Annotated in this window: 17 protein-coding genes; 4 read left to right on the top strand and 13 right to left on the bottom strand. The window is 33.5% G+C overall.

Annotated features, from left to right (window positions below):
• The first annotated feature begins 294 nt into the window (after positions 1-294).
• Positions 295-648, top strand: a complete 354-nt coding sequence (locus tag ABDZ84_RS21365; protein WP_343782933.1) for a VOC family protein — start codon at positions 295-297, stop codon at positions 646-648.
• Positions 649-831: 183 nt separating this feature from the next.
• Here the strand turns inward: ABDZ84_RS21365 and ABDZ84_RS21360 are convergent, their stop codons facing one another.
• Positions 832-1044, bottom strand: a complete 213-nt coding sequence (locus ABDZ84_RS21360) for a hypothetical protein (protein ID WP_026682756.1) — start codon at positions 1042-1044, stop codon at positions 832-834.
• 147 nt (positions 1045-1191) lie between these two features.
• On the opposite strand from ABDZ84_RS21360, the gene ABDZ84_RS21355 reads away from it, so the two are divergent.
• Positions 1192-2007, top strand: a complete 816-nt coding sequence (locus tag ABDZ84_RS21355) for a hypothetical protein (RefSeq protein WP_166530697.1) — start codon at positions 1192-1194, stop codon at positions 2005-2007.
• 106 nt (positions 2008-2113) lie between these two features.
• Here the strand turns inward: ABDZ84_RS21355 and ABDZ84_RS21350 are convergent, their stop codons facing one another.
• Together ABDZ84_RS21350 and ABDZ84_RS21345 are read right to left on the bottom strand one after the other, a co-directional pair.
• Positions 2114-2578: a peptidoglycan-binding domain-containing protein gene (locus tag ABDZ84_RS21350; protein WP_299632207.1), complete on the bottom strand. Its 465-nt coding sequence runs from the start codon at positions 2576-2578 to the stop codon at positions 2114-2116.
• 65 nt (positions 2579-2643) lie between these two features.
• Positions 2644-2862, bottom strand: coding sequence for a M15 family metallopeptidase (locus tag ABDZ84_RS21345; RefSeq protein ID WP_026682754.1), 219 nt, complete (start codon positions 2860-2862; stop codon positions 2644-2646).
• 60 nt (positions 2863-2922) lie between these two features.
• Here ABDZ84_RS21345 and ABDZ84_RS21340 point away from each other — a divergent pair, with 60 nt between their 5' ends.
• Positions 2923-3165, top strand: a complete 243-nt coding sequence (locus tag ABDZ84_RS21340) for a tyrosine-type recombinase/integrase (RefSeq protein ID WP_343782929.1) — start codon at positions 2923-2925, stop codon at positions 3163-3165.
• Positions 3166-3259: 94 nt separating this feature from the next.
• Here ABDZ84_RS21340 and ABDZ84_RS21335 read toward each other — a convergent pair whose 3' ends face one another.
• Together ABDZ84_RS21335 and ABDZ84_RS21330 are read right to left on the bottom strand one after the other, a co-directional pair.
• Positions 3260-4210 (bottom strand): sugar-binding transcriptional regulator, encoded by a 951-nt coding sequence (locus tag ABDZ84_RS21335; protein WP_343782927.1) that lies wholly within the window; start codon positions 4208-4210, stop codon positions 3260-3262.
• A gap of 476 nt (positions 4211-4686) precedes the next feature.
• Positions 4687-5121: a hypothetical protein gene (locus ABDZ84_RS21330; protein WP_026682752.1), complete on the bottom strand. Its 435-nt coding sequence runs from the start codon at positions 5119-5121 to the stop codon at positions 4687-4689.
• A 259-nt stretch (positions 5122-5380) separates the two neighbouring features.
• Between ABDZ84_RS21330 and ABDZ84_RS21325 the strand changes: the two genes are divergently transcribed.
• A complete protein-coding gene (locus ABDZ84_RS21325) occupies positions 5381-5839 on the top strand; it encodes a DUF2269 family protein (RefSeq protein ID WP_026682751.1) in 459 nt (152 codons plus the stop codon).
• Positions 5840-6481: 642 nt separating this feature from the next.
• Here the strand turns inward: ABDZ84_RS21325 and moaD are convergent.
• The 8 genes from moaD to narJ all read right to left on the bottom strand — a co-directional run bounded on the left by moaD (position 6482) and on the right by narJ (position 12952).
• Entirely contained in the window at positions 6482-6715 is a 234-nt protein-coding gene (gene moaD / locus ABDZ84_RS21320) for a molybdopterin converting factor subunit 1 (RefSeq protein WP_026682750.1), read from the bottom strand.
• A complete protein-coding gene (locus tag ABDZ84_RS21315; RefSeq protein WP_026682749.1) occupies positions 6708-7184 on the bottom strand; it encodes a molybdenum cofactor biosynthesis protein MoaE in 477 nt (158 codons plus the stop codon). Before ABDZ84_RS21315 ends, moaD begins: the two co-directional genes overlap by 8 nt.
• 308 nt (positions 7185-7492) lie before the next feature.
• Positions 7493-8503: a MoeB/ThiF family adenylyltransferase gene (locus ABDZ84_RS21310; RefSeq protein WP_166530701.1), complete on the bottom strand. Its 1011-nt coding sequence runs from the start codon at positions 8501-8503 to the stop codon at positions 7493-7495.
• Between the two features lie 12 nt (positions 8504-8515).
• On the bottom strand, positions 8516-9526 hold the full coding sequence (gene moaA / locus ABDZ84_RS21305) for a GTP 3',8-cyclase MoaA (RefSeq protein WP_026682748.1): 1011 nt from the start codon (positions 9524-9526) through the stop codon (positions 8516-8518).
• 112 nt (positions 9527-9638) lie between these two features.
• The gene (locus ABDZ84_RS21300) at positions 9639-11150 is read right to left on the bottom strand and encodes a tetratricopeptide repeat protein (RefSeq protein WP_281949034.1); all 1512 of its coding nucleotides are present in this window, start codon (positions 11148-11150) and stop codon (positions 9639-9641) included.
• 31 nt (positions 11151-11181) lie between these two features.
• A complete protein-coding gene (locus ABDZ84_RS21295) occupies positions 11182-11658 on the bottom strand; it encodes a ferric reductase-like transmembrane domain-containing protein (RefSeq protein WP_026682746.1) in 477 nt (158 codons plus the stop codon).
• Positions 11659-11703: 45 nt separating this feature from the next.
• Positions 11704-12402: a respiratory nitrate reductase subunit gamma gene (narI, locus tag ABDZ84_RS21290; RefSeq protein ID WP_321134065.1), complete on the bottom strand. Its 699-nt coding sequence runs from the start codon at positions 12400-12402 to the stop codon at positions 11704-11706.
• Positions 12403-12421: 19 nt separating this feature from the next.
• Positions 12422-12952: a nitrate reductase molybdenum cofactor assembly chaperone gene (narJ, locus tag ABDZ84_RS21285; protein ID WP_034679621.1), complete on the bottom strand. Its 531-nt coding sequence runs from the start codon at positions 12950-12952 to the stop codon at positions 12422-12424.
• Positions 12953-13047 lie beyond the last annotated feature (95 nt).

Below are 13047 nucleotides of genomic sequence, written 5' to 3'. Positions count from 1 at the left end.
ATTCCATAATAGCTACTAGAGGAAGCGTAAATCTGAGCATTTAGTGATAAGGAATGAGCGAATTTTGCTCAGTTTTTCTAATCTATGCACATATTAATAATATTTCTAATGAAAATTATTTACTAGTTGATTTTTATGTACATACACTTTTAACTTTTAAATGATGTTTATTCAAGAAAAGTGTCAGATAATTGAAGATTGCTCCTGAGATAATTAAAAAAACGTTTGAGAAGGAATTTTTATGGGTTTTCACGAAATATTTTAATGGATATAAAAAAGGAGAGATGAGAAGTTATGGACAAACCCATTGGAAAAAGAATTAGCACTATTTTCATCCCAGTAAGTGATGTTAAAAAAGCAAGAGATTGGTATTGCAATTTGTTAGGCATTATGGAAGATGGGGAAATTGCACATGGACATATCTATGTGGTTTCTTTAGAAAACGTTAATCTTGTACTTGATAGTAAAATTTTTGAAAAGTATAAACCTGATGAAATGCCGAGATTTCACTTTGACACCACAGATATTAAGGTTGCCTATGAATACGTCAAATCAAATGGGATTGAGATACTGACCGAGATTGAAGATGGGCACTGGTTCAATATTAGTGACCCGGACGGTAATGTACTAATGGTTTGCCAGTGTTAAGCTAATTAAGTGATTGTCGGAAGTACATCAAATTAAGGTGCATACAACAAAAGTAATAAGTTGATAAAAACTAAATCGCTACATATTATGATAGCAAACATCTCCATTAGTCTATATAATGTCATTTAATACCCTTAAGGTGTCATGTTACATGAAGCCTCTCATTCTTATGAGGGGCTTTTTTTACATAGCTCTCTTCCGTACTGGTCCTGCTGAAAGGATATTTTCTAACTTAAATGTTCTCACTTTTTTACGGTAGTAACAATAAGCCAAAATACTCTTATCATTTACTTCAAGCACACGAATATAACGCTCCGTTACATTGTTATTGCTATCTATATAAAAGATAATGATTTTTTGCTTATTCTCCGCAGAACGATTAAGTAACCCTTTCATGATAAGACCACCTTTAGAACGTTTGTTCTTATTATATCACAAAACACGAACGTGTATACGTGTTTTCTGTTAGTGATTTTTGGTGGTTATATTATTAATTTTTCACAACATAATATAATTGATATCTTATAAAAAGGAGATTTAAAAGTGAACTATGCAGAAATAGGTTTAACTCAACAATCACTTGGAAACTTTATAACCATTATTAGTAAAAATTTTGTGCATGAGGAATCAGATATACCAATTTTTGAAGAACATGGTATTAAAATATTAGCCAACGTTAAGGCGAGACTTTCTCCCCCAAATAGCGTGACCTTAGAGTCGCCTAGTAATATAGCAATTGAACACTTAAAGTTAGTTTTTGAAAAGTTAGAAATTGTTATATCTGTTGATTTACCGCATCGCTCAATTGACTTACCTTTCCTTCCTGATGTGTCAATATTTGGCGATAATCCTGATATTCGTTTAACTATGGGGATAGAAGAATTCATAAGACCAGATATCTCTTTAGCTGTAGGAATTAGTAGTAATTTAAATGATGGTAAGCATAACATTAATTTAGAATTGATTGAAGATAAATTTAAAATACATTCTTTTGGTGTACCTGAAGATTTAGGAAAGATAATTGAAGATAAAATTTGGGAAGAAATTAAAAGAATTATTCCAGGAAGGGTTGATGACATAATATTAGATGTGCTAGGAAATTTAACCAAAATTTTGTCTTTACCAATTCCTTTTGACAACTGGATTGTTAATAAAATAATTGATAGTGAATTTATCAAAAGGTTGGCAAAGAAGAGTATTACAAAAACATTTAAAGAGCAACATATATATTCAATTCCGCAAGAACAACCAATTGGTGAAGGTCCTTACAAAAGAAATTTAACAGTTACTGAGATTCCTATAAGTATTCATGATGGAAAATTAATTATCACCGCAAACCTTTCTGATGTAATCGTATAAAAGTTTAATAATCTAAAAAATGCTGCCAATAGTCCATTTCAGACATTGGCAGCATAACTTTATATATAGCCCACTCTCGCATACTTGCTACTAACTATCACTAGACTTACTTAACCACAGCACTAGTACCAGAACCAACATAAATATTACGCTTACCTCTTCCTGTCTTAATAGTTACTACATCTGGATATGGTTTATCTAGTATTTTATAAGTTAACCCACCATACCTAGCAGGGGTAAGACTCCAATCACTATCTTTTTTGATCGGTTTAACATTAAGCTTGTACGTTCTCCACGTTTTTGCAGATGCAGGCAAATGAACGGTCCCTTTAGCTTGGCTAGGTTTAGACTTACTATTTGATTTATTCCCTTTTAAGGATCCATAAACCTCTTTACCAGCCAATCCATCTCGTTTCAACCCATAATAAGATTGATAACGTTCTACTGCATCTTCTGTCTCGTCTCCATAATATTCATCAATACCGTTGTTTTTAGCTAGCATCGTTTGTAATTGTTTAACAGGCTTACCATATTGACCATTTCTAAGTGTCTGTCCTTTCCAATCACCAATAACCTTTATCCAGTTTGTTACGGTTTCGGAATCTACTTTTTGATCTGGTGCTGTAATTGTATCGTCTACTTTACTTGTAAGTTTGGACGTTTACCGGCTTGTAGTTGTGATAAAGTAAGACCACCAGTCATTTGTAAATGAGGATAATCCTTAAAGCTAGACCAATCCCCGCCCCATTCAAATCCTAACGATTTGCCGATTGCTGCAACCCTTTTCCACTTTGCATTAACTGTCCATATAGCTTTTTGACCATCATCGCTAACAATGAAACAGGATTTCCGCAATTTGATGGATGGGCAAAAGGAGTTTATAGAGGCGACTTATTTATATCTGCTGGGCGTCATATGGCTTTTAATAACGCTTTAAATAGAATGATCAAAAAAGCAAAGGTGAAACGTAAACGTATTACCCCACATGGTCTAAGGCATACACATGCATCGATATTGCTCAATCAAAAAACATCAGTCATAACAGTAGCTAAGCGATTCGGAAATACTCCTGAAGAAGTTTATAAAACTTATGGTCTTTCAGATGATCAAGCAGACAAAAAAGCAGCAACAGTATTCAGTTCTATGATAAGTATTTAAGGTTCACTGGGGGAGGTTTTTTAACCACCCTTTACACCCCCAGTAATAGCAAGGTTTTTAGTCTAAAACCCTCCCTCTTCTGTAAAGGGAGTTGTTACCCAGATTTTTGTATGATTGTTTTTGCTGTTTCATCATCAGTAATTAGTACATCAATATAATTACCTTTTAACATACCTAACAAACTATCAGCTTTATAGTTTCCAGCAACAACCGCTACTACTTGTTTAATTTGTTTTAAATCGTCTAATGATAGACCTACTACTCTTTTATCTCGTGGCAGATGAACAGGCTTTCCATCCTGGTCAAAAAACCTAAATCCCATATCACCTACTACCCCTAATTTCTTAAGTTCTTTAACGTCTTCTTCCTCGAGATAACCGACACTTTTCAAGGTAGAGTGTTCATATGGATTCCCTATACTGATTACCGCCATATCAACATTTCTTCCTTCCTCGATTATTTCACTTATATCCTCCATGCTTCGTAATCGATTCATTAATTCTTCTGATTCAACAATTGCTGGAGCATATAAAAAGGAACATTCTCCTCCCATCTTTTTAGCTAATTCATATGCCAATTGATTAGCATGGATTTCTACCTTTTTTCTTCCCATACCACCTTCAAGAGGAACGACTTTCATGTTTTCTCTTAATTCATATGGATATTCCTTCACAAGGGACGTTAATGTTTGACCCCACGAAATTCCAAGACTTTGAATGTCTTTCATATTCTTTGATAAATAATATGCTGCTGATCGACCAACCGAATGTAAAGTCAATTCGGGCTTTTTATCAACAGATGGAATAACCAAAGCATCTTTCAAGTTGTATTCAGACTCTAGTCTTTTTTCAAGACTAACTGTCTGTACTGTTTCATCATTAATATAAAATTCAACAATTCCTAAATCTTTTGCTTTTTGAAGAGATTTAGAGATGATTGGCCGAGAAACAGTAAGTTTCTTAGCAATTTGTTCCTGTGTCCAGTTGTCTTCATAATAAAGATTGGCAATCTTCACCAATTGCCTTCTCTCTTCCCAATTAACCATAGCATACTTCCTTTTATATTTTTAAATTCGAATTGCTTAAATTATATATTCGTTATACTTTTACATATCCCTTCTATTTTAAACAAAATACAAAGTTTTAGAAAGACCCGAAACCTGCATTACTTAAATTAGATGTTTAGCAACTTTAAACTGCTATGATTATGGATACTTTGTAATTTTGTTTGTTAAGGACATACATATCAAACCTCATTAAGCGATTTCATTTTTCGGCTGGTACAAAAAGGGTCTTTCCTGCAGGCTGTCAACCGATGTTTCATCCAAAAAAGAGCGCCCAGTTAAAATAAAAATGGTCACGATGAAAGAGCTTGTTCCAGAAAAACATCCCTTCTGCAAAAACGGGCGATCCGAGGCCCCACAGTTTGGTTTTCACAAGGGGGATTCAGCGTTCGTCCGCCCACAAAAAAGCTTGTAGAAAACACAGGGGTTTCTCTACAAGCTAAGAGCATATGCCATTTTTACTTACCAATAGAGTTTAACGCTTCTTTGTATTCATTGTATTTATCTTCTTCTAGGTCACCATTAATTTGTACCAATACATTGTCCTTTTTCATTGTCCAAGAAAATAACATCGCACTTTCTTCACCCATTGAATCATAATACTCTTTCATTTCTTCTAAATCAGCCTGATCACTATACGTTAAAATTCTTCCTCCAGAATCTTCACCTAAAGAAGGAATGAAGAATCTAACACCTTCATCAGCTTTCATTGGAGCCATTCCATAATCATCTTTAGTCATTTCTTTAGGCTCCTCAGCTTCTAAACCTGCATCTTGAAATGCTTTAATAACATCATCAGTTGTTAATTTTTCAGCACTTTCTCCCTCGTCACCGCAAGCTGATATAATTACAACGGTAATAAATAATGTTAATAATGCAATGATTTTTTTCATTATAAATCCCCCTTTTTCTACATTTTACCATAAGATACTTGCTAATATTCTATAATTTTCACACCTAATGATTAATAATTTTTACATTTTATATATATCGAAAAATATACTCATCAATAATTAATGCTCCGACGACTACAATCACTGTAGCAATTATAAATAACACTATGATTTTAATATTTTAGCTTATATGTGATAAGTATCACCATTATCGATGCAATAATCGTGTAAAATAAATAGGAGATAGGAGGTACAGTGAATGACATTATATAAATTTCTCTTATTCATTCATATATTTTCTGCCATTATTGGTATGGGACCAGGTTTGGTTATGACGTTTGTTGTTACTCATTCCAAGCCTAGTAATATGACAGAATTACGGCATGCTTTTAAGATTCGAAATTTATTACATATCTTAACAATGATAGGAGGGAGTCTACTTCTTCTTACGGGAATAGGGATGGGTTTCCTTCATAATTATTGGTTTACACAAGGATGGTATATTACTAGTCTTATCCTATTTTTAATTGCACTAGCATTTGGACCGTATCTTTTAAAACCGAGATCTGTTCCCATTAAGAAATTATTAAGTGCGTATACTGGAGAGAAAATCCCCAAAGAATACTATCAATTATCCAAGAAATTATTCCATGTAGAACATGTTGAAAATATTATTTTTATTATTATTATTGCATTAATGATTTTAAAGCCTTTTTAATAGGGGCGCTGCCGTAACCTAAAATTACATAATAGCGTGCTGAGACTTAACTTCATATATTTTTTGATGGAATGTCCTTGAGAGCCTTTTCCAAGGACATTCCATCGAATAAAAAGAGAACATGTCTAATAGGCGAAGAAATATTACATCATTTGACGTGCAATATTCCTTTCTGAGCAGTTGCTCTCTGGAATAGCTTAGGGATCGACTGCCAGTAGATGTCTGATTGGTTCAAAGTAAAATTACCAGTAACTGTTGGATATTACAAAAAACTATTAACATAGTAGCGATAATAGCTGCTGTCCAAGTAATTAAAATATTGTTTCCCGTTATACTATCAATTAACGGTCCTCCTGAGCTATTTTCCAACTAATATAATGATCCTAAATCAATCTAACATGTTATGTCTGTTTTTTATCAACTACGATATCAGCAAAATTCCTTAGCAGAGTTTTCATTTGATTACAAAATCCATTTAAAGAATACACTATTTCCAAACGGTGCAGAATAAGAAATATTATCTTTTTTTCAAGAAAAGAGATTAGTACTGCTTTTACATTATCTACTTGTTCTAATAAGGCAAGGCCCTTTCCTCTTTTTTCACTATTTTAAAGCCAATAAATTGAATAAATCTGATGAATATCAACCACCACTGACAGGAGGAATAAATGCTACTGTATCACCGGATTTTACGACATCCTCGTCCGTAGCATACTCCTCATTAATTGCAGTCATAACCCCGTCTAATTCATTTAAATAATATTGGTCTTTCAATTTATGTTTTAACTCGCTAATTTTAATTTGATTTGTCTCTATATCCAGTTGATCTTTCCCTAGTTTTTCTTGTAAATGTGCAAACAACAAGACCTTAATCATTTTTCACATCCTCTACATTTGGTTTTCCATTCGGATAGGAAATCGTTTCTAATTGATTACCAATCCATGTTTCTCCATGTTCCCAATGTTCCCTTTTCCAAATAGGTACAATCTGTTTAATTCGTTCTATTGCATACTCATTTGCTTCATAGGCTGCTTTACGATGTGGGGAGGAAACTGCAATAACCACGGCAATATCTGAAATGTCCAAATGTCCGATTCGGTGAGTAATGGCCACCATTGTATCTGGCCACTTATCCCCTATTTCATCACCGATCTTAGCAAGCATTTTCACAGCCATGGGAATATACGCTTGGTATTGTAGATAAATTGTTCTTTTCCCTTTAGTCCATTCTCTTACCGTACCAATAAAGGTCGTAATAGCACCAGATTCTCTTCTTTCTACTTTTTTTATAAGTGATTCTACTTGAATCGGTTCTTCTACAATTTCATATAATGACTCAGCCATGTTTCTTTCGACTCCTTCTAAGCTTTTTAGCAGGATGCCATAAAGTCCTCCATTGTCGTTCCTTCTTTATCTTCTAATAAGATGACTGCAGCTTCCATTCATTTCTCATAATCATATATTCGTGAAAGAAATAGTATCCCCTTTATAGAGTTTCCGCTTCAATTGCATGTGATTTTTCCCTTGAATTATTTATTATTTTACTACTTTCAACATGAAACAGCATCACAAGTGGTAGGGATCCTCGAATTACTTTTCAAATTGGCTTCAATAGCTTAAGTTAGTTTTTGTCTGTCTACCATAACATCCCCTCATCCTGCCAATTGATTATAGATTGTTTTCGCCTTTTCCACGGAATCTGTACCATGAACTAACGTTCGACCATCACGGAAGAATACGAGACGATAGGATTCATATTCTATTGATAATAAAAAGTCATTATGTTTTACTGGGGCAATTTTTTGTAGACGACTTGCCAATATATCTAAATTTAGTTTTTTAGATGTTCGGATTTGTACGGTATTCCTTCCACAAAGGACTTCTGTTTTAGTACTAGATTCATCGTTTAAATTTGGGTAACTCGGGGTTTTCCCGCATGTTGGACAATCTGTTTTCTTGGCTCGATTAACATTTATTAGATGGTAATGATTATTCCATAGATCAAAGGTTATCAATTTAGTACGAAGTGCTTTTGTATCTTCTACTAGTATTTTTAAAGCTTCCGTAGTTTGATGTGCAACAACCATCTGTACGGCTGGTGAGATGATTCCTACAGAGTCACAAGTTGCACCTGATACCGGTATAGTACCCAGCAAACATTGTAAACACGGAGTTTTACCTGGAAAGATCGTATAACTCATTCCAGTACTCCCTACACAAGAACCGAAAATCCATGGTATACCTTGCTTTTGCATTAAATCATTTAACATAAATCTTGTCTCAAAATTATCTGTTGCATCAATAACCAAGTCTATATCCTTTATAATTGGATATAGAGTATTAGAAGTAGCATCTAAGACAAAAGACTCAATTTCAACTTCTGAATTGATTTCTTGTAAGCGGGTTTTTGCTGCAAGTGCCTTTGGAATTTGGTCATGTACATTTTTCTCTGTATATAATTGTTGTCTTTGTAAATTACTTAACTCAACATAATCACGATCAATCAGGGTTAGTTTTCCTATCCCTGCACGTACTAGGTTTTCTGCATTGCCAGAGCCTAGTGCACCACAGCCAATAATTAACACATGTTTCAATACGATATTTTGCTGACCATTTTCTCCTATTGGTTTGAAAAGTATTTGACGAGAATATCTATCAAACATAACCTTTTCCCCCTATCCGCCAATATAAGACATTTCAATTTTTTTCTTGTTTTTTGTCGATTCTTCAGTCCGTTCATCCGAATAACGATCGATACGATTTCCCCAAATGTTCATTATCGCTGATTGTATTTCTTCATCGCTTTTATCGGAACGTAATAACTCTCTAAAATCAAACCCATTTGAAGCGAATAGACAGGTGTACATTTTCCCGTCTGCAGCAATTCTTGCTCTAGTACAAGTTGAGCAAAACGATGCAGATACGGAAGTGATGAAACCAACCTCGCTACCCGATCCTTTATAGCGGTAACGTTTAGCAACTTCTCCTAAATATGCAGGGTCAACGGCCACTAATTCAAAATGCTTAGAAAGCTTCTCGAAAATTTCCTTTTTTGTTATAACTTTACTAAAATCCCAGCTATTAGATTGTCCGACATCCATAAATTCAATATACCGTAACGTAATTCCTTGTTCCCGAAAATACTTTGCCATCGGAATAATTTCCTGTTCATTCATTTCTTTTTTTACAACCATATTCACTTTTACTTCAAGCCCAACTTCTTTAGCCTTTTGGATTCCCATTAAAACACGTTCTGGTCCGACTCCACTATCATTAATGGATTTGAATAATTCACTATTCAACGCATCCAAGCTAACATTTACACGCTTAAGCCCAGCATCTTTTAATTTTTGAGCCATAAGAGCAAGAAGCGAACCATTCGTTGTAAGCCCAATATCTTCTAATCCTTTTATGGCTGTTAATTTCTTAATTAATAAAGGCAAATCTCTTCTTAGAAGTGGTTCACCTCCAGTCAATCTAATTTTTTGGACACCTAAAGCTATAAAATTTCTAGCTAATCGCTCGATTTCCTCAAAGCTTAATAGCTGTTCTTTTGGCATAAATGCAAAATCTCTTCCAAAGATCTCTTTTGGCATACAGTACGTACATCTAAAGTTACAACGATCAATAACAGAGATGCGAAGATCCTTCATCGGCCGACCAAATTTATCTGTTAATAATGACATGCGGATCATCTCTCCTTTTACTTTCCTTAAATACAATATACTTTCTATATTATATAGATATCTGTTACGAATATCATAGGAATATAAAAAATACCAACAGAGTTATTCAGAATTATCCTTTTGTAGTCTGCATTTTAACTAACTTATCTTCATATATTCTTCTCTTTTTCACATTCTTATTTCTCTTGAAAAATTCAATAATACCTGTAAATGCTTCTTCTAGAAGCACCTGATTTCGTGCCTTTTCAATTAATTTAAAACCCATTTCGTAATAATGCTCTGCTTGTATGATATCTTTATTTTTTATACTTTCAAAGCAATACGCCAATCGAATAGAAGTGAGTCCCTTTTCTTCCATGCAATTTTCTAGATGTTCATAGATTGATAATGCCTCTTTATAATGGTCATATGCCTCTTCTATCATTTCCTGCTCCAAATAATTAAAGGCAATAGCTTGTAATGTATTGCCATAAGCTAGAGATTTTTTTCGTCCATCCTCTTCTAAACGTTGCAAAAATTCCTGAAACACGATCAACGCATTATCATATACTTTTTCATTAGAATATAATTTCCCTAGTGCATAGAGAAATTGCATTCTGATTTTTGGAAAATGCTTGGATAATTCTAATCCCTTTTCTAGGTATTTCTTTGCTTGATTTAATTTAAATACTTTTATAGAGATGGTTCCAATCTTGGAATAAACATAAACAACTAAAAAATTATTCTCCTTATAGAAACTTGTTAACTGCTTTAAACCCTTTTTATAATAATTAATTGCTCGAGGAAAATTCCCCATATTTTCATCTATTTCAGCTAACATCAAGAGTGCTTTTGTAGTATCTAAATGGTTCATAGCATCCATTTCATCCATTAATTTTATAGATTTTGTAATCATTTTTCGGGCTTCTTTTAAATCAATATAAAAATGTATTTCACCTAACCGTAACCATATTTTTGCTAAAGCGGGTTTATCCTGTAATGTTTCATAGGTTTTTAATAATTCTTGATATAGTTCGATTGCTTTATGATAATGTTCAACTTGAATATATACATCAGAAAGGGTGTGGATAGTTGATGAGATAATTGGATGTGTCATTGGAACTGCTTGTTTAAAATAAGTTAATGCTTTTTCAAGCTGTGTAATACTACTTTCCATGTTTTCTTCATCAAGAGATATTTTTCCTAAGTTGCTGAATATAACGCCATATGCATAGCCATCCTGATAATCATTGGAATCTAGAAATGCCATTAATTTTGCTAATTCCATTCTAGCAGTTGAGCGTTGTCCATACTCTCTTTCCAGTGTTGCATAGTCTAAATAGGTCTCGATAATCACTTGCATAAAGTCTACTGACATCTTTTTGGATAGCTGCAAGGCGTGACGACTATATTTACCCGCTTTATCGTAATTATTTGTTTTATGGTAGTACTTTGCCACTGTACTTAACATAAGAAATTGTTCGTTCAAGGAAATCTCTTTACTAGAGATTAAACGAGCTTCGATTTCCTCGATAGTTTCTTTTATATCAGGGTTATTTTCATTAATCATTTGTTTTCTAATTTCCTCCATTAAAGTAAGGGATTTATTTGGCTGATCCTCCGTTCTTTCTAAGTTACTAAACATGAAATACACACCCTTTATTCCTGTATTTAAATTACAAAAGTAAATGTAAAGAAATGATAAAAAATAAGGAAATCCCTAATCGTAAATGAATCTGACGCATTCGCCCTGTTGGTTTGACAAGTCTCCACCATCCAGTAAGTACCATCAAAATTAAATTTACGAATGCTAACAATCCTGCTAGCATTTTCATATTTTGAAAAGAGAAACTATACCAATGAAGAACAAATACTGCATGTAATAGTATAAAAACCAGTGCAGCAGTTCCAATCCAACGGTGATACGGCATTACCTTCTTTGAAAGATTAGCCAATTTAATTTTTGTTTTCCGTTCTGGAACATTACGAATGGTTGAAAACACTGCATTTCTGGTCCAATTAAATAGGAATAACAAAAATCCAATGAGACCAAATAAAATTGGTAATGAAAAGATCGGAAACGAAAAAGGCTTAACTACCTGCCAAATAGCCATCAGTAAAAGTACAAGATTCATATAAAACCATTTACTCATTCTGAATCTCCTTTTTAATCTCTAAAGAGAGAATATAGAGTATTATTAAAAACCACTCTCTTCCGTTGCCTTTCTAGGAACCCTTCTCTTATAAATAACATAATTTCTGCTTAAATAGCGAATTGGAAAACTAAACGCATGCACCAAACGGGTAAATGGCCAAACAACATATAACGCAAAGGTACAGTAAATATGAATCTTAAACCAGATAGGTACAGAGGCCATTAACTCCGGCTGTATATTAAATATAAACAAGCCGCGAAGCCAAGGTGCAATCGTTGTTCGATAATCAAATCCATGTGAATCAACATTGAATGAAGTGGCAATTAATCCAGTTATTATTGCCAATAGAATGAAAATCAAGCTGACCCAGTCACTTGGAGAGGTTGTAGCCTTCATACGTTTGATGCTTATTCTTCGATAGGTTAATAAGACTATACCGATAAATGCGGCGATACCTGCTGGCAATCCTAATATGATAGCAACAGTATGGTACATATGCTCAGTAATCCCTAGTGCATTATAAAGCCCTATTGGTATAATTAATCCAAAAATATGGCCACCAAACACGAATATTATTCCCCAGTGAAAAAGAAGAGATCCAACTCTTAATCTTTTTTTCTCAAGAAATTCACTCGATTTCGTAGTCCAGCCAAATTGATCTTTTTGATATCGATAAATATGACCACCAATAAAAATGGTTAATACAATGTAAGGTAATATCCCCCATAATAATAACTCCATTTTATTTTCCTCCTAAACTTTATTCTGTAGCAGTAAGAATTAATCCGTTATCAGACATGTGGAGAAAAAGAGCCTCAAATAATAAAAGATAGTAATTGCCACTTTCTCTCAATTTATTTTGGATTTCACCAATAGCCTTTCCATGCATGGATAACAATTCATTACTCGTTTCTACAGGAACATTTCCGCAAAACTCAAGAATCAGAGGTAAGTAATCAGGTAACTCTTTTTCTGTAACATTAAATCCATGTGCTTCGTAGTATTTTTTCAGTTTAAGTAATTCCAAACCACGTTCTCTCTGCTCTCCTAATTTTAAATATGTTACATATAAATTTGTTAATTTTCCAAAGTCAAAATGTTCGATATAGTGACTGATCCAATCATCCAAAGACATGTTTAAAGATAAACTAATGAATCTATGGATATTTTCTTTTATTACAGGATTTTCTATTTCTTCTAATTCCAATTGGAGCTCTGGTAGTATACTTACCATTTCTTTATTTGGGTAATTTAAAAGAAACGAAACCATTTGATAAATGTTTTGATTCATTATCCGTATCTCCTCTTATTGAAATCAAGATTGGTAAAACCACCCTACCAAACCGATTTCCTATTATCTAATTTATAACACTCGTTTTTTGTAAA

Origin of the sequence: Virgibacillus salarius (assembly GCF_039521925.1) — a bacterium.
Taxonomy (GTDB): Bacteria; Bacillota; Bacilli; order Bacillales; family Amphibacillaceae; genus Virgibacillus; species Virgibacillus salarius.
This window is presented reverse-complemented; position numbering and strand designations above follow the sequence as displayed.